At 67.2% G+C, this 17,404-nt stretch carries 16 protein-coding genes; all 16 read right to left on the reverse strand.

From position 1 onward, the window contains the following. Nucleotides 1–20: 20 nt before the first annotated feature. Nucleotides 21–1,466, reverse strand: coding sequence for a F0F1 ATP synthase subunit beta (atpD, locus tag OHA40_RS09700; RefSeq protein WP_330232724.1), 1,446 nt, complete (start codon nt 1,464–1,466; stop codon nt 21–23). A 48-nt stretch (nt 1,467–1,514) separates the two neighbouring features. Next, a complete protein-coding gene (locus OHA40_RS09705; protein ID WP_330232725.1) occupies nt 1,515–2,486 on the reverse strand; it encodes a F0F1 ATP synthase subunit gamma in 972 nt (323 codons plus the stop codon). A gap of 56 nt (nt 2,487–2,542) precedes the next feature. Further along, nucleotides 2,543–4,180: a F0F1 ATP synthase subunit alpha gene (atpA, locus tag OHA40_RS09710; protein ID WP_330232726.1), complete on the reverse strand. Its 1,638-nt coding sequence runs from the start codon at nt 4,178–4,180 to the stop codon at nt 2,543–2,545. Between the two features lie 56 nt (nt 4,181–4,236). Continuing rightward, entirely contained in the window at nt 4,237–5,046 is an 810-nt protein-coding gene (locus tag OHA40_RS09715) for a F0F1 ATP synthase subunit delta (RefSeq protein ID WP_330232727.1), read from the reverse strand. A gap of 19 nt (nt 5,047–5,065) precedes the next feature. Next, on the reverse strand, nt 5,066–5,626 hold the full coding sequence (locus OHA40_RS09720) for a F0F1 ATP synthase subunit B (protein WP_330232728.1): 561 nt from the start codon (nt 5,624–5,626) through the stop codon (nt 5,066–5,068). A gap of 5 nt (nt 5,627–5,631) precedes the next feature. Continuing rightward, on the reverse strand, nt 5,632–5,880 hold the full coding sequence (locus tag OHA40_RS09725; protein WP_039796339.1) for an ATP synthase F0 subunit C: 249 nt from the start codon (nt 5,878–5,880) through the stop codon (nt 5,632–5,634). 76 nt (nt 5,881–5,956) lie between these two features. After that, a complete protein-coding gene (gene atpB / locus OHA40_RS09730; RefSeq protein WP_330232729.1) occupies nt 5,957–6,805 on the reverse strand; it encodes a F0F1 ATP synthase subunit A in 849 nt (282 codons plus the stop codon). Between the two features lie 257 nt (nt 6,806–7,062). After that, nucleotides 7,063–7,515 carry a hypothetical protein gene (locus OHA40_RS09735; protein ID WP_330232730.1) on the reverse strand — a complete coding sequence of 151 codons (453 nt, stop codon included), beginning with the start codon at nt 7,513–7,515 and terminating at the stop codon, nt 7,063–7,065. 72 nt (nt 7,516–7,587) lie between these two features. Then, nucleotides 7,588–8,745 (reverse strand): glycosyltransferase family 4 protein, encoded by a 1,158-nt coding sequence (locus OHA40_RS09740; RefSeq protein ID WP_330232731.1) that lies wholly within the window; start codon nt 8,743–8,745, stop codon nt 7,588–7,590. Further along, nucleotides 8,742–9,413, reverse strand: coding sequence for an L-threonylcarbamoyladenylate synthase (locus tag OHA40_RS09745; RefSeq protein ID WP_330232732.1), 672 nt, complete (start codon nt 9,411–9,413; stop codon nt 8,742–8,744). The genes OHA40_RS09740 and OHA40_RS09745 overlap by 4 nt, the downstream gene beginning before the upstream one ends. A gap of 512 nt (nt 9,414–9,925) precedes the next feature. Continuing rightward, nucleotides 9,926–10,804, reverse strand: a complete 879-nt coding sequence (gene prmC / locus OHA40_RS09750; protein WP_330232733.1) for a peptide chain release factor N(5)-glutamine methyltransferase — start codon at nt 10,802–10,804, stop codon at nt 9,926–9,928. Nucleotides 10,805–10,829: 25 nt separating this feature from the next. Further along, nucleotides 10,830–11,930: a peptide chain release factor 1 gene (gene prfA / locus OHA40_RS09755; protein WP_442943967.1), complete on the reverse strand. Its 1,101-nt coding sequence runs from the start codon at nt 11,928–11,930 to the stop codon at nt 10,830–10,832. 51 nt (nt 11,931–11,981) lie between these two features. After that, entirely contained in the window at nt 11,982–12,212 is a 231-nt protein-coding gene (gene rpmE, locus OHA40_RS09760) for a 50S ribosomal protein L31 (protein ID WP_039796334.1), read from the reverse strand. Between the two features lie 650 nt (nt 12,213–12,862). Further along, nucleotides 12,863–14,893: a transcription termination factor Rho gene (gene rho / locus OHA40_RS09765; protein WP_442943969.1), complete on the reverse strand. Its 2,031-nt coding sequence runs from the start codon at nt 14,891–14,893 to the stop codon at nt 12,863–12,865. Between the two features lie 328 nt (nt 14,894–15,221). After that, on the reverse strand, nt 15,222–16,253 hold the full coding sequence (gene thrB / locus OHA40_RS09770) for a homoserine kinase (RefSeq protein WP_330234112.1): 1,032 nt from the start codon (nt 16,251–16,253) through the stop codon (nt 15,222–15,224). Nucleotides 16,254–16,278: 25 nt separating this feature from the next. Continuing rightward, nucleotides 16,279–17,400: a threonine synthase gene (thrC, locus tag OHA40_RS09775; RefSeq protein ID WP_330234113.1), complete on the reverse strand. Its 1,122-nt coding sequence runs from the start codon at nt 17,398–17,400 to the stop codon at nt 16,279–16,281. Between the last annotated feature and the right edge of the window lie 4 nt (nt 17,401–17,404).

A 17,404-nucleotide genomic window follows, 5' to 3' on the forward strand; every position in this document is an offset into this window, starting at 1 on the left:
GACTCAGTCGCCATCGGTGACTACTTTCCGGCGATCTTCTTGGCAGCAGCCTCGACGTCATCCAGACCACCGCAGCTGTTGAACGCCTGCTCCGGGAAGTGGTCGAACTCGCCCTTGCAGACCCGGTCGAAGTCGTCGATGGTCTGCTCCAGCGGCACGACCGAACCGACCTGGCCGGTGAACTTCTCGGCCACGATGAAGTTCTGGCCGAGGAACTTCTCCAGACGGCGGGCGCGACCGACGAGGACCTTGTCCTCTTCGGAGAGCTCGTCCATACCGAGAATGGCGATGATGTCCTGCAGCTCCTTGTACTTCTGCAGGATCCGCTTCACCTCGTTGGCCACCGCGAAGTGCCGGTCGCCGACGATCGATGCCTCCAGGATGCGGGAGGTCGAGGTCAGCGGGTCGACAGCCGGGTAGATGCCCTTCTGCGAGATCGGGCGGGAGAGCTCGGTCGTCGCGTCCAAGTGGGCGAAGGTGGTGGCGGGCGCCGGGTCGGTGTAGTCGTCGGCGGGCACGTAGATGGCCTGCAGCGAGGTGATGGACCGACCGCGGGTCGAGGTGATGCGCTCCTGCAGCTCACCCATCTCGTCGGCCAGCGTCGGCTGGTAACCGACGGCCGAGGGCATGCGGCCGAGCAGGGTGGACACCTCGGAACCGGCCTGGGTGAACCGGAAGATGTTGTCGATGAACAGCAGCACGTCCTGGTGTTGCACGTCGCGGAAGTATTCGGCCATGGTCAGGGCCGAGAGGGCGACGCGCATACGGGTGCCCGGCGGCTCGTCCATCTGGCCGAAGACGAGGGCGGTGTCCGGGAGGACGCCCATCTCTTCCATCTCCAAGCGGAGGTCGGTGCCCTCACGGGTGCGCTCACCGACGCCGGCGAACACGGAGGTACCGGAGAACTCCCGCGCGATACGGGTGATCATCTCCTGGATCAGAACGGTCTTGCCGACACCGGCGCCACCGAACAGACCGATCTTGCCACCCTTCACGTACGGGGTGAGCAGGTCGATGACCTTGATGCCCGTCTCCAGGATCTCGGTCTTGCCCTCGAGCTGGTCGAATGACGGCGGCTTGCGGTGGATGCCCCACTGCTCGCCTTCGCGGCCGAGGCCGGGGGTGTCCAGGCAGTCGCCCAGCGCGTTGAAGACGTGGCCCTTGACCACGTCGCCGACCGGCACCGAGATCGGCTTGCCGGTGTTGGTGACGGTGGCGCCACGGACCAGACCGTCGGTCGGCTGCATCGAGATGGTGCGCACGATGTTGTCGCCGAGGTGCTGGGCAACCTCGAGGGTCAGGGTCTTGGCCACCGAGGTCAGCGCGATCTCGGCGTGCAGGGCGTTGAACAGCTCGGGGATGGCTCCGCGCGGGAATTCGACGTCCACGACGGGGCCGATGACCCGGGCGACGCGGCCAGTGGCGGCGCCGGTCCGGCTCTTGTCTTGAGTGACAGCTGCGGTCATTGGTGTTGATTCTCTCCGTGTCGATGGGCGGCCCTCGGGCCGCGGCGCTTAGTCGCGGTCCGAGCTCGCCGCCAGCGCGTTCACGCCGCCGACGATTTCGCTGATTTCCTGCGTGATCTGGGCCTGACGCACCGAGTTCGCCTCGCGCTGTAGCACACTGGCCAGTTCGTTGGCGTTGTCGGTGGCGGCCTTCATTGCGGTGCGCCGAGCCGCGGACTCGGATGCCGCTGCCTCGAGCAACGACGCGTAGATACGCGTATTGATGTACTTCGGCAGCAGCGCCGCCAGCAGCACATCGGCGTCGGGCTCGAATTCGTACTGCGCGTGGACTTCCGCGGTCGGCGAATCCGACACCATGTCCTCGCCCAGGTCGAAGTTCTCGTCGACGAAGCTCACCTGGATGGGCGCCAACCGGCGCACCTCCGGTGTCTGGGTCAGCATCGACACGAAGCGGGTGTAGACGATGTGCAGTTCATCCACTCCGGCGATGTCGCCCGTCCCGTGCGGGTGGGGAACCTCGCCGTCTGACCCGGCCATGAACGCATCCACCAAGTGGTGGCAGGCGGCCGAGGCATCGGTGTACTTCGGCTGCTGCGAGAACCCGGTCCAGGCGGAGACGAACGGGCGGTTGCGGAAGGTGTAGTACGTCAGGCCCTTGTTGCCCATGACATAGAGCACCGGCTCCTTGCCCTCGTCGCGCAGCGTGGTCATCAGCTCTTCGGCGCGCTTGAGCACGTTCGAGTTGTAGCCACCGCACATACCGCTGTCACTGGTGATCACCAGCACCGCCGCCCGACGCGGGTTCGGGCGCTCGGTCAGCAGCGGGTGCGACAGATTCTTCGACGCGCTCGCCAGCTCACTGAGGACCTTGGTGATCTCCTCCGCGTACGGCTTCGCCGCCGCGACCCTGGCCTGGGCCTTGGAGATGCGCGAGGTCGCGATCAGCTCTTGAGCCTTGGTGATCTTCTTGATCGAATTCACACCACGAATGCGGGAGCGCAATTCACGCAAGCTTGCCATCAGCGGTTCACACTCCCTTCATTCGCAAGAATCGAATAGCGCATTGCGTACCCGCGTTACTTCTCGACGTGCTTGCGCGTCACCGACAGCGACTCGACCTCTTCGTGGTCGAGCTCGCCCGCGTCGGCCTCGTTCACCACACGGCTGCCGTCGGAGGCGAGGAAGCCCTGCTTGAACTTCTCGGTGGCCGACTTGATCGCCTCGGCCGCCTCGCCGTCGAGCACCTTGCCGCCCGCGATGGACTTGAAGGCGTCCGCGGCGGTGCGGTGCAGGTCCTCCAGCAGTTCCGTGTTGAAGCGGCGGATGTCGGCGACCGGAACCGAGTCGTAGTAGCCGCCGTCGACCAGGTAGATCGAGATGATCTGGTCCTCGACCGGCACCGGCGAGTACTGGTCCTGCTTGAGCAGCTCGACCCAGCGGGCGCCGCGCTCGAGCTGCGCCAGCGACGCGGCGTCGAGGTCGGAAGCGAAGGCGGAGAACGCCTCCAGCTCGCGGTACTGCGCCATTTCCAGACGCAGCGAACCGGCGACCTTCTTCATGCCCTTGGTCTGGGCGGCGCCACCGACACGGGAGACCGAGGTACCGACGTTGATCGCCGGGCGGACACCCTTGTTGAACAGGTCGGACTCGAGGAAGACCTGGCCGTCGGTGATGGAGATGACGTTGGTCGGGATGAACGCCGAGATGTCGTTGGCCTTGGTCTCGATGATCGGCAGACCCGTCATCGAGCCGGCGCCCATCTCGTCGGACAGCTTCGCGCAACGCTCCAGCAGACGGGAGTGCAGGTAGAAGACGTCACCCGGGTACGCCTCGCGGCCCGGCGGGCGACGCAGCAGCAGCGAGATGGCGCGGTAGGCCTCGGCCTGCTTGGTCAGATCGTCGAACACGATCAGCACGTGCTTGCCCTGGTACATCCAGTGCTGGCCGAGGGCCGAACCGGTGTAGGGCGCCAGCCACTTGAAGCCGGCGGAGTCCGAGGCGGGCGCCGCGACGATGGTGGTGTACTCCATCGCGCCGTGCGCCTCCAACGCGGTCTTGACGCCCGCGATGGTCGAACCCTTCTGGCCGATGGCGACGTAGATGCAGCGCATCTGCTTCTTCGGGTCGCCGGATTCCCAGTTGGCCTTCTGCGCGAGGATCGCGTCGATGCAGACCGCGGTCTTGCCGGTCTTGCGGTCGCCGATGATCAGCTGACGCTGACCACGGCCGATCGCGGTCAGCGCGTCGATGGCGGTGATGCCGGTGGCCATCGGCTCCTCGACCGGCTGGCGCTGCAGCACGGTCGCGGCCTGCAGCTCCAGCACGCGCTGCTCCTCGGCCTCGATCTCGCCGAGACCGTCGATCGGCTGACCGAGCGGGTTCACCACACGGCCGAGGAACTTGTCGCCGACCGGAACCGAGAGCACGTCACCGGTCCGGCGGACCTCGTGGCCTTCCTCGATCTTGGCGAACTCGCCGAGGATGACCGCACCGATCTCACGGTCCTCGAGGTTCAGCGCCACGCCGAGCACGCCGCCCGGGAACTCGAGCAGCTCGTTGGCCATCGCCGAAGGCAGGCCGCTGACGTGCGCGATGCCGTCACTGGCGTCGGTGACCACACCGACTTCTTCGATGGAGGTCTCGGGGGTGTAGCTCTGGGTGTAGCTCTCGATCGCACTACGGATCTCGTCGGAGGAGATCGTCAGCTCCGCCATGTTCTTCCTGCTCTCGCTGTCTGGGTCTGGAATGTCGGGGGGTGGTGGTGAGCGCGCTAGGTCAGGGCCCGGCGCAGCTTTTCCAGTCGGCCGACGGCGCTGCCGTCGATCACGTCGTCACCGATGCGCACGACGAGCCCGCTCAGCAAACTCGGGTCGACCTCGACGTGCACCGTGATCGCCTTGCCGTAGATTCGGCGCAGCGAGACGGCCAGCCGTTCGCGCTGCTGCTCGGTGAGCGCGATCGCGGCGTGCACGTGCGCCACGATCTGATCGCGGCGACCCGCTGCCAGGTCGGACAGCTCGTCGAAAGCCGCGCCGATGCTCGTGCGCTGCCTGGTCACCACCTGCTCCGCCAGGGTCAGGGTGATCGGCTCCGTCTTGTCCGCGAGCAGGCGGGTGACCAGCTCGCGCTTGGCCGAAGCCGGCTTCGCCCGATCCGACAGAGCCTGCTCCAGCTCGGGGTTGTCGCTGATGATCCGGCCGAGCCGGAACAGCTCGTCCTCGACCGCGTCGAGTCGACCGCGCTGCGCCGCCGACTCCAGCAACGCCTCCTGGCCGAGCAGCACCAGAGTGTCGACCAGGTCCGCGGTGCGCGACCAGTCCTGGGCCACCGCGGTGGTCAGCACCGCCAGCGTGGCAGCGCTGACCTTGCCGCCGAAGACCCGCTCGCAGAGTTCCGCGCGCGCGGAACCCGGCACCGACACGTCCGCGAGCGCCACACGCAGCGAACGCTGGTCGTCCAGCACGGCGACAACGGCGAACAGTTCCGAGCCCGTCGTGGCCGCAGCCGTATCGCTTCCGGTCAGAGCGGCCCGAAGCGCCTCACGGGACCGGGCGCTTGCCTCGCGGCTCGCTGCGTACATGCTTCTCACTTTCGCGTCGTTACCTTCCGACCCCGATGCCAGCATCCGACTCGTCGAGCTCGTCGAGGAACCGCTCGATCGACGCCGCCTGCTTGGCCTCGTCCGACACCGACTGTCCGATGATCTTCTCGGCCAGGTCGACGGCCGTGCGGCCGACTTCGGAGCGGAGTTCGGTCAGGATCTGCTGGCGCTGGGCTTCCAGCTGGGTGTGGCCTGCCGCGACGATGCGGTCGCTTTCGGCCTGAGCCTCGGCACGCATCTGGGCGAGGATCTCCTGGCCCTGGGTACGCGCGTCCTCCCGGATGCGAGCGGCCTCGAGCCGGGCCTCGGCCAGCTGCTGCTGGTACTGCTGCAGGGTGAGCTGAGCTTCCTCCTGCGCGGCTTCCGCGCGAGCGATGCCGCCTTCGATCTTGTCGGAGCGCTCGTCGAGCGTCTTCATCAGACGCGGAACCACGTACTTGTAGAACAGGGCCGCAATGATGATGACGCAGACGATCGACCAGACGATGTCGTACGTTTCGGGGACGAGAGGATTCACTTCCTCTCCCTCCGCCGCCGCGAGCAAAACTGACTCGTACATCGGAATCAGAAAATGAAGCCGGCGACGAGACCGATGAGCGCGAGCGCCTCGGTGAACGCGATACCGAGGAACATGTTGGTGCGGATGGTGCCCTGCAGCTCAGGCTGACGCGCGATGCCCTCGATGGCCTTGCCGACGACGATGCCGACGCCGATGCCGGGGCCGATCGCGGCGAGACCGTAGCCGACAGCGCCGAGACCCTTGAAGGTGCTCTCGTTGGTCGCGGCTTCCTGGGCCAGGTAAGCGAGGCTCATGAGTCTTCCATTCCCTTTCTGTTGCCCACCCGCCGGTCGGCGTGGTGTAGCAGGTTTCCGGTAGTTGTCGGTCAGGTCAGTGATCGGCCGCGTGCTGTGCGAGCCCGATGTAGACGGCGGTCAGCAGCGCAAACACGTAGGCCTGCAGGAAGATGACCAACATCTCGAACAGCGTGAATCCGAGTCCCGCGAGCAGCGAGAACGGCGAGAACACCTTCATCCATGCGGCGGCGTCGAACAGGAAGAACCAGGTCGCGCTGAAGAACAGCACCAACATGATGTGACCGGCGAGCATGTTGGCCATGAGTCGGACGGTCAGCGTGAACGGACGCAGGATGAAGGTGGAGACGAACTCGATCGGAATCAACAGCACGTGCAGTGCGGGGGGAACATTCGGAACGACGATGCTGCTGCGCATGTAGGTGAGGAATCCGTACTTCTTGATACCGACGTAGTTGAACGCCAGGTACGCGATGACGGCCAGCACCAGCGGCATGCCGATTCGGGCATTCGACGAGATGTTCAACCCCGGAATGATGCCGGAGAAGTTCAGAAAGAGGACCGTGAAGAAGATCGTCGCGATCAGCGGGAAGAACCGGCGACCCGATTCCTTGCCGAGTACCTCTTCGCAGATCTGCTCCTTGACGAAGACCAGGCCGATTTCGGCGACATTCTGCAGACCGCGCGGGATGATCTTCGGCGAACGGAACGCCAGCAGCATCACACCGACCAGAACGGCCGACATCAGGATGCGGATCAGCATCAATCGATCGAGTTCGAACGGTGTTCCCTCGAACAGCACAGCTGGAGGGAAAAAGTCGGTAAGCGACGGCGCATGGAACTCGGCCGCCAGAGTGGTGACGCTCAGCGTTCTCTCCCGTGTTCGGGCCGCGGGTACGGTCATTCCCGCGGTTCGATCGGACATTGACGATCAATTTGGGTCGACTCAGGTCGGCTCGAAGTTCGTCAGCAGCTGTGCGGCGGTTTGGACTCCACCCGGCGTCTGTACGTGTGTCGGCGACATCGTCGACATGCAGAACCGGAACACCCCTCGGAGCCCGGCACGGCAGTAAGCATAGCTGCCTCGCGGGGGATCCAGTGGCTGACCCCTCTCTTGGTCGCTTGCTTACCAACACTTTACCAAGTGATCTACGACAGCGCGTAGGGGGTGTGCGTTTTTTGTTACTCGCGGGTATCAGACGCTTCCGTGTCGGTTGTGGTCACGTATGGAACCTTCTGGCGGAGAACGCCATACGTCTCCGCGCCGAGCACGATGACCAAGGCTCCGACGACGGTGAGGAACAGGACCACCCGATCGTAGAAATCGAACTGGTTGAGGATCCCGACGACCACCAAGGCCACCAGCATCTTGCCCACCCAGCTGACCAGCATGACCAGGCCGGCGGTGGTCGGCGGCAGTTTCGCGCCGAACAGCACGACAGCCGCGGTGGTGAGGATGAAGCCGCCGCCGATCGCGGCGCCGAGCAGCGCGCCCCACACGCCGGACATTCCCGAGATCGCGGCGCCGAGCCCGACCGCGAGGACCACCAGCACGCCGAGGCCGATCACGCCGTAGCGCAGCGCGGCACGCAGCGGCGCGTCGGGGCCTGCGATGGGTTCGGGTGTGAAACTCACGACGTCACCTCGCTGCCGCTCGGTTCCGCCGTGCGCTGCGCGGGGTCGATGGTTCGCTCACAGGCGCCGACTTTACCCGGACGCCGATCGGTCACCCGCCGGGTCCCCACGCCGCAGCCCGGGAATCGCGGTGATCACCAACGCGAAGACCAGGCCGCCCGCCATCAGCAGGACAACCAGTGTGCGGTCCATCAGCGAGGTGCCCACCGCGCCGAACGCAAGCACGCCGACCCACAAATAGATCAGCAGCACCACGCGCCGGTGTGAATGCCCGATCTGCAGCAAACGATGATGCAAGTGCATTTTGTCCGGCGTCGAGAAACTGACGCCCGCGCGGACCCGGCGCACGATGGCGAGCAACAGGTCCAGCACCGGAATGAACATCACCGCGCCGACCAGCAACAGCGGGGAAAGCAGACCGACGATGTCGCGCGGCCCGTAGCCCTGCAGCGGGATTCGACCGGAAGCGCCGGTCGACACCGCGGCCAGCATCAATCCGATCAGCATCGAGCCGGAGTCGCCCATGAATATGCGCGCGGGCTGGAAATTGTGCGGCAGGAATCCGAGGCACCCGCCCGCCAGCGCGGCGGCCAGCAGAGCGGGCGGGTAGGTGTCGACCGAGCCGCCCTGCTCGTTCATCAAGCCCAGGCAGAACACGAAAACGGCGAGCGCCGCGATCAGGCCGAGGCCCGCCGCGAGACCGTCCAGACCGTCGACGAAGTTCATCGCGTTGACCAGGGTGACGGTGACCGCGACCGTCACCAAGCCGCCTTGTAACCCATCCAGCACCACCGTGGTGTTGCTGAACGGGTTATAGATGACGTACCAGCCCAGCCCCATGACGGCCATCACGCCCGCCGCCGTCACCTGCCCGGCGAACTTCGTGAGCGCGTCGAGTCCCCACCGATCGTCGACGATGCCGACCGCCACGATGAGCGTGCTCGCCACCAGCACGGCGATCGGGATATTGGGTTTGTAGTCGAATCCACTCCGTAGCGCGGGCAGTTGGTGCGCGAACAGCACCGCGGCGACCACCCCGATGTACATGCCGACGCCGCCCATCCGCGGAATCGGCTTGACGTGCACATCCCGATCGCGCGGCACGGCGACCGCCCCGAAGCCGATCGCCAGCACACGCACCCCACCGGTGGCCAGGAAGGTCACCGCCGCGGAGATGAGCAGCACGACGAGCAGCTCCCGCAGGGGAACGATAGCGCTCGAACCCATCATCCGAGCCGCTGCGCGGCGCCACCGAGCGCCTCCGGCGACATGCCGAGCACCTCGGCGATGTCGGCGACGGGCACCGCGCCCGCGCGCAGGATGCGCGGCTGATCGGCGGTCAGGTCGACGATCGTGGAGGCGACCGCGTGCTCGGCGGTGCCGCCGTCGAGGTAGACGCCGACCAGGTCACCGAGCTGGTCACGGGCCTCGGCCGCGGTCTTGGCCGGCGGCTGTCCGGACACGTTGGCGCTGGACACCGCCAGCGGTCCGACCTCGCGCAACACCTCGAGTGCGACCGGGTGCAGTGGCATCCGCAGCATCACCGTCCCGCGCGTGTCCCCGAGATCCCAGGCGAGCGAAGGAGCTTGCTGCACAACCAGACTCAGGCCGCCGGGCCAGAACGCCCGGATCAGTTCGCGCGCCTGCGGCCGCACCGAGAACACCAGGCCGTCGATGGTGTGCCAGGATCCGACGAGCACCGGCACAGGCATGTCTCTGCCTCGGCGCTTGGCCGCCAGCAGGGAGCTCACCGCGGTGGAATCGAACGCGTCGGCGGCCAAGCCGTACAGGGTGTCGGTGGGCAGCACGACCAACCGTCCGGATTTCAGGGCGCTGGTGGCTGCGGACAGTCCGGCGGCGCGCGAGTCGGGATCCGCGCAGTCGTAGACGGTACTCACGAACCCCATGCTATCCCGCCTCTCCGGGCCTTCAGGCCGTACCAGTAGGTGCCGCGAGACCTGCGTTCAGGTCCTGCGTTCAGTGCCGAACAAGTCTTGGACGTGCCTGGTGAGTTACCCATGGCTATCCCGCCTCTCCGGGCCTTCAGGCCGTACCAGTAGGTGCCGCGAGACCTGCGTTCAGGTCCTGCGTTCAGTGCCGAACAAGTCTTGGACGTGCCCGGTGAGTTACCCATGTTCTTACGAAGTCAGCTGTCGCGTTCTCGCCCACGGCGATGCTGCCGCGACTTTGTTTGCCGTCATTGAAACGACCCGAACGGCACCCGGCGACACACCCTATGTCGAAACACACACCTCTGCCAACGCACACCTGTACTCCACTCCCCTGCTGACGCGGCCCGGCACTAGGGCCGAGCGTGTTGGTCGTGGGGCGGACCGGGCTTCAGAGGCAGCGACTTCGATCAGCGCACAGGATCGGAGCACCGCTGATCGGCCGGTGCAACCTGACGCCGTCAAGTGCGGATGGCCGCGACAAAGCGCGGCTTTCCCGCTAGGTCTGGGTGTTCGACTATGCCGGTGAACTCTCCGTGCTGTGCCAGCAGTGCGGCCAGGGCCGAACCGTTGGTGTCGTCGTGTTCGACGGCTACGCCGCCGCCTTGGCGTAGCAGGCGGGTGATGTTGGGGACCATGCCGCGGATGACGGACAGGCCGTCCTGGCCGCCGAACAGGGCGATGGGCGGGTCGTGCTCGGCCACCTCGGGGTCGAGGCGGGCGCCCTCCGGGATGTAGGGCGGGTTGGAGACCACGACGTCCACGCGCCCGTTGAGGTCGGTGAGCAGTCTGGGGTCGGTGGCGTCGTCGGAGTAGAGGGTGATCGGGGTGTCGCCCGCCGCGATGCGGTCGTCGGCGTTGCGACGTGCCCAGACCAGCGCCGTGGGATCGAGCTCGATCGCGTGCACGTCGGCGTCGGGGCGCGCGTGCGCGATGGCCAGTGCGAGCGCGCCCGAACCGGTGCACAGGTCGACGACGATCGGGGCGTGATCGTGCGGCAGCGCCTCCAGCTGCGCCAGCGCCCACGCGAACAGCAGCTCGGTCTCCGGGCGCGGCACGAAGACGCCGGGTCCGACCGCGAGGTCGAGCGCACCCATCACAGCCGTTCCGGTCAAGTGCTGCAAGGGAATCCGCTGCGCACGGCGATCGACCAGCTCACGGTACTCGTCCAGCTTGCCCGGCGGCACCAGCGGTGTCAGCGCGAGCCTGGTCCGTTCCACGCCGAGAACGTGCGCCGCCAGCTGCTCGGCATCGGCCTGCGGACTGTGTACCCCGGCCCTCCGCAATGTCGCGATGGCGTCGTTGATGGCGGGGCGCAACGCGACTCGGGTCGTAGACATGGCACTGACTCTGCCGGAAAGGCGATCATTCCGCGGCCATACGCGCTTCGCGATCCGCCTTACCCAGGGCATCCAGCAGCGCGTCGAGATCGCCGTCGAGCACGGTGTCGAGGTTGTGCGCCTTGAAGCCGATGCGATGGTCGGTGATCCGGTTCTCCGGGAAGTTGTAGGTGCGAATCCGCTCGGAGCGGTCCACGGTGCGAATCTGGCTGGCTCGGCCCGCGGCCGCCTCCTGGTCGGCCTGTTCCTCGGCCAGCGCCTGCAGCCGGGCCGCGAGCACCTGCATGGCGCGGGCCTTGTTCTGCAGCTGGGAACGCTCGTTCTGGCAGGTGACCACGATGCCGGAGGGCAGATGGGTGATGCGGACCGCGGAGTCGGTGGTGTTGACGCCTTGGCCGCCCTTGCCGGAGGAGCGATAGACATCGATGCGCAGATCGGACTCGTCGATCTGCACCTCTTCGATTTCGTCGGGCTCTGGGTAGATCAGCACGCCCGCCGCCGACGTGTGGATCCGCCCCTGCGATTCGGTCACCGGCACCCGCTGCACACGGTGCACGCCGCCCTCGAACTTGAATCGCGACCACACGCCGTCGCGTGCAGCGTCGCGACTCTTGATCGACAACGTCGCCTCTTTGTAGCCGCCCAGATCGGACAGCGTCGCGTCGAGAATTTCGACCTTCCAGCCGTGGCGCTCGGCGTAGCGCAGGTACATGCGGGCCAGGTCGGCAGCGAACAACGCGGACTCCTCGCCGCCCTCCCCGGACTTCACCTCGAGCACGACGTCGTCGCCGTCGTGCGGGTCGCGCGGGGCCAGCAGGTCGGCGAGGGTCTGTTCCAGTTCTCCGACCTGTCGTTCCAGGCCGGGGACCTCGGCGGCGAAGGCGGCATCGTCGGCGGCGAGTTCCCGGGCGGCGGACAGGTCGTCGCGCGCCGTCTCGAGCTTGCGATAGGTGGCCATGACCGGGGCCAGTTCGGCGAACCGCTTGCCGACCCGGCGCGCGGCGCCCGCATCGTTGTGCAGCGACGGATCGGCCAGCTGCGTCTCCAAACCGGCGTACTCGGCCAGAACGTCGTCGATGGCGGACGGTTGCGTCACGGTGCTTCCTTCTCCTGGGAACCTGTCCATACAAACACCGACGCCCGGCCTGCACAGCAGGACCGGGCGTCGGCGAGGAAGCTACTTTGCGTCGGCCTTCTTGCCGGCACGCTTGCCGTAGCGGGCCTCGAAGCGCGCCACGCGGCCACCGGTGTCGAGGATCTTCTGCTTGCCGGTGTAGAACGGGTGGCACTGCGAGCAGACCTCGACGGTGATGTGCCCCGACTCCTTGGTGCTGCGAGTCTGGAAGGTGTTGCCGCAGCCACAGACGACCGTGGTGTCGACATATGTCGGGTGAATTCCTGCCTTCATGGATGTCCTCTCGAGATGTGGTCGCCGGGTCGCCCACGCGAATTCGCGAAGACGTGAACCGGAACCGACTAGGCGGGAGGTCTGCTCACGTGAGCAGACGCAACGACCGTTCAGTATGCCAGAACCGCCGTTACGCTCCCAAAACGCCCCCGGCGAGTGGTTTGTTCCCGCCCTAGGTATCCCCCCGATCGTTTGCGCCCCTGGAACTTCGGGCGCGCGAATTCTCGCCGCCTTCGGGACCCTGAAGTCGGGTAGTCCGCTACTCAGGAATGCGAACAGATCCGTTCATAGAGTTGCAGACCTGGTGCACATCGCTGTTCCGCGACAGGAAGGGGACCCGCGTGAAGATCCGAATCGCCTCCGCGATTTTCGTTCTCCTGATTCTCACCGTCGCCATCGGCTGGTGTGCACTCCCCGAAACTACGAACTACCCGGCGCCCGCGAATGCGGTGTATGTCCGGACCGCTACGCCCGGCCCCGGAGACGCGACCTGCGCGCTCATCTTCGGCTTCCTGATCAGTGGCGCGGCCGCGATCGGACTCGCCTTCTTCGCCCCACAGACGCCGAAAGGGTCCCGCTGGTGCGGGACCCTTTCGGCCGTTGCCATGGTGGCAACTGATTTTGCGGAGAGGCTGGACAGCCTTTACGAACTACTCGTCGATGCCGCCGGGGGCGGTCTTGCTCACCTGCATGAGGAATTCGAGGTTGTTCTTGGACTTCTTCAAACGGTCGAGCAGCAGATCGATCGCCTGGTGCGAGTCCAGGCCGGACAATACGCGGCGCAGTTTGTGCAGTACCGCCGCCTCGTCGGGGTTGAGCAGTAGCTCGTCCTTGCGGGTACCGGACGGGTTGACGTCCACCGCGGGGAACACGCGCCGCTCCGCGATCTTGCGGTCCAGCTTGAGTTCGGCGTTACCGGTGCCCTTGAACTCCTCGAAGATCACCGTGTCACCGGTGGAACCGGTCTCCACCATCGCGGTGGCGATGATGGTGAGCGAGCCGCCGTTCTCGATGTTGCGCGCCGCGCCGAGGAACCGCTTGGGCGGGTACAGCGCGGTGGAATCGACACCACCGGAAAGGATTCGGCCCGAGGCGGGCGAGGAGTTGTTGTACGCGCGGCCGAGCCTGGTGATCGAGTCCAGCAGCACGACGACGTCCTTGCCCATCTCCACCAGACGCTTGGCGCGCTCGATGGCGAGTTCGGCGACCGAGGTGTGGTCCGACGGCGGACGGTCGAAGGTCGAGGAGATGACCTCGCCCCGCACCGAACGCTGCATGTCGGTGACCTCTTCCGGACGCTCGTCGACCAGCACGACCATGAGGTAGACCTCGGGGTTGTTGGTCGCGATCGCGTTCGCGATGTCCTGCAGGATCGTGGTCTTACCGGCCTTCGGCGGCGACACGATCAGGGCGCGCTGGCCCTTGCCGATCGGCATGATCAGGTCGATGACCCGGGTGGTCAGCTTGTTCTGCGCGGTCTCGAGGCGCAGTCGCTGGTTCGGGTACAGCGGGGTGAGCTTGCCGAACTCGGGGCGGCGCTTGGCAGCATCGATCTCACCGCCGTTGACCGTGTCCAGCCGCACCAGCGGATCGAACTTCTGCCGCTGGCTGCCCTGCTCGCCGTCGCGCGGAGCACGGACCGCGCCGGTGATCGCGTCACCGCGGCGCAGGCCGTTCTTGCGGACCAGGTTCATCGACACGTAGACGTCGTTCGGCCCGGCCAGGTAACCGGAGGTGCGCACGAAGGCATAGTTGTCCAGCACGTCGAGGATGCCCGCGACCGGCTGCAGCACATCGTCCTCGCGGATCTCCAGCTCGCGCGTCTCGCCGCCACCGCTCTCGCGGTCGCGTCCACGACGACGCTCCCGGAAGCGGCGTCCACGACGACCGCGACCGCCTTCTTCGTCGTCACCGCCGCGGCCTGCCGCGCTGCCGTTCTGGCTCTGGCCGCGCTCTCCCTGGCCGCGCTCGCCTTGGCCGCGCTCTCCCTGGCCGCGCTCGCCTTGGCCGCGCTCGCCCTGGCCGCGCTCTCCCTGGCCGCGCTCCCGACGACGCTCACCGCCCTGTTCGGCATCTTGCTTCGCCTCGTCACCACGCCCTTCGGCGGGCGCGGTATCGCCGCCGGATCGAGCCTGGTCACGACCGCGCCGCTGCCGACCGCGGCCACGCTGGCCACCCTCACGGCCGGACTCCTCGGAGGTTTCGGTCGAGGAGACGGGTGCAGCGTCAGCCGCGGGCGCGGGTTCGGCGTGGGCCGTCTTCGCCGGGGCGGGAGCCTCGGAGGCCGTGGCCGGAGCCGCGGGCGTCACGTCGAGGGTCGCCTGCTCGGCCTTGGCCGGCGCCGATGCGGTCGCGGAATCGGCCTTCGCCGGAGCGTCGGCCTTGGCGGTCACCGCGGACTTGGCCTCGCCTTTGGCGGGCTTTTCCACCTTCGCCGACTTCCCGGCGGATTGATTTTCCTTGATGGCGGCGATCAAATCGCCCTTGCGCATTCCGGAGGTGCCTCGGATACCGAGCTCCCCCGCGAGGGCGCGCAACTGCGGCAACAACATTCCAGTCAGCCCCGATCGTGCGACGTCGGTGTGTTCGCTCATCTTCGAAATCTGTCCGGATTCACTTTCGCGATCGCCCGTCGGGTTCGATTCCACGCCGGGTGTCGCGAGCAGGTCCGTATCTGTCACGGAAATCCTTTCCTTCCCTCGATCGCCGTGTGCTGTTTCGAGGGTTTGTCCCGCAGTCCGGGCATTCTGCCGGACTGGGGTGCGTCCGTCCGGGCGCTATGTGCCGTATCACCTGCCCCGCCGGACCGGCGGCTTCTCCACCATTGGCGAAAGGTGGGGAGTGATCATTCCAGTTGCGCAGCTACGCAGCACCCCCATGGCCTGGAGGCTCGAGCCTGGAGCCTGCTGGAGCGATTGCCCTGATGAAGCACCGGCGTCTGATGCGCACGATGTACGGACTTGCCCAGGATAGCTGTCCATTGCGAATCTCGGCAAGGCAGACTCGCCGTCAGTCGGCCCGGACGCCTTCAGCGAGTCGCGGCTCCACCACACGCAGGCCCTCGGCGGCCGCGAGTTCGCGGAGTTCCGCGGGGAATTCGCTGGTACTCAGGGCCAGGATCGTTGGTCCGGCGCCGGAGACGGTGGCCGCGATCCCCGCCGCCCGCAGGCGGGCGATCCAGGCGGTGGTCAGCGGTAGCGCGGGGGCACGCTGGGCCTGGTGCAGGCGGTCCGCGGTCGCCGGCATCAGCAGGTCGGGGCGCTGGGTCAGCGCGACCACGGCGAGTGCGGCGCGGCTGACGTTGAAGGCGGCGTCGCCATGCGGCACGACCTCGGGCAGCAGGCCGCGGGTGTGTGCGGTGGACGAGCGCTCCTCCGGAATCAGCACCACCGGCCGCAGCGCGGGATGCGCGTCGAGCCGCACCGCGCGGTAGACGCGACCGTGGTACTCCGTCGTGGGATCGACTTCGTCACCGGCGTCGGCAGCGCGCTCGGTCTCGGCCTCGGTCCAGGAGACCACGATCCCGCCGAGCACGCTGGCCGCCGCGTTGTCCGGGTGACCTTCGAATTCCGACGCCAGCTGCACCAACTGCTCGGTCGGCGTAGCCAGCGCCGGGTCCAGCTTCGCCGCGAGCGCACAGCCCGCGGCCAGTCCCCCGACCACCGCGGAAGCCGACGAGCCGAGCCCGCGCGAGTGCGGAATCACGTTGCGGCACACCACATCCAGGCCGTCGGCCCACACGCCCGCCGCCTCCAGGCCGCGCTCGATCGCGCGGACCACGAGATGTGAAGGGCCCCAAGGCACATCGTCGGCGCCTTCCCCCTCGACCCGGATGGTGAGCCCGGAATCAGTGGTGCGCACATCGATCTCGTCATAGATACCCAAGGCCATACCGAGCGAGTCGAACCCCGGGCCGAGGTTCGCGGTCGACGCGGGTACCCGTACGGTCACGGTGAGACCAGCGGGCAGCGTCGCGCTCTTGGCCGCGCCGCGCTGGCGTTCGGCTCCGGTATGCGCTGTGTCGATGATTCGCTCGCCCATGAGCTGGCTGTCGCGCGAACTCAACTCAGGCCAGCTCGAGTTCGGCGGCCACCGCGACCGGGTCGACCGGAATCGCCTGCACCTGCGGCATTCCCGACAGCGCCGTGTCGGGATCCTTGAGGCCGTTACCGGTCACGGTGCACACCACGGTGAGCCCGGAATCCAGCCAGCCCTCCTTGCGGGCAGCGAGCACACCGGCGACACTGGCCGCCGACGCGGGCTCGACGAACACACCTTCGGTGGCCGCGACAAGGCGGTACGCCTCGAGAATCGCCTCGTCGGTGGCGGCGCGGAAGGCTCCGCCGGACTGCTCCTTGGCCTCGACAGCGCCGTTCCAGGAGGCCGGGGCGCCGATCCGGATGGCGGTCGCGATGGTTTCCGGGTCCTTCACCGGCGCCCCGTAGACCAGCGGGGCCGCGCCCGCGGCCTGCACACCGAGCATGCGCGGCAGCCGGCCGGCGAGGCCGTCGGCGTGGTACTCGCGGTAGCCGCGCCAGTAGGCGGTGATGTTGCCGGCGTTGCCGACCGGAAGCGCGTGCACATCGGGGGCCTTGCCGAGCACGTCGCAGATCTCGAAAGCCGCGGTCTTCTGCCCCTCGATGCGCGCCGGGTTCACCGAGTTCACCAGGCCGATGCTGGGGAAATCGGCGGTGACCTTGCGGGCGAGTTCCAGGCAGTCGTCGAAGTTGCCCTGCACCTGGATGATCTTCGCGCCGAGCATGACGGCCTGGGCCAGCTTGCCCATCGCGATCTTGCCCTGCGGGATCAGCACCGCGCAGCTCAGGCCCGCGCGGGTGGCGTACGCCGCGGCGGATGCCGAGGTGTTGCCAGTGGACGCGCACAGCACCGCCTTCTGGCCGCGGTACTTGGCGTCGGTCATCGCCATGGTCATACCGCGGTCCTTGAACGAGCCGGTCGGGTTCAGGCCCTCGACCTTCAGGTAGACCTCGCACCCGGTCAGCTCGGACAGGTGCGGCGCGGGCACCAGCGGCGTTCCGCCCTCGTACAGCGTCACCGGCTCCCAGTCGGCCGCGCCGGCGAGCCGGTCGCGGTAGGCCGCGATCAGGCCCGGCCAGCGGGAGTGCACTCCTGCCTGGGGCGCGACGCCAGTCGCACGCCCAGCCGTCTCCCGGCCACCACCCTTCATGGCG

This window comes from Nocardia sp. NBC_00508 (assembly GCF_036346875.1).
Taxonomy (GTDB): Bacteria; Actinomycetota; Actinomycetes; order Mycobacteriales; family Mycobacteriaceae; genus Nocardia.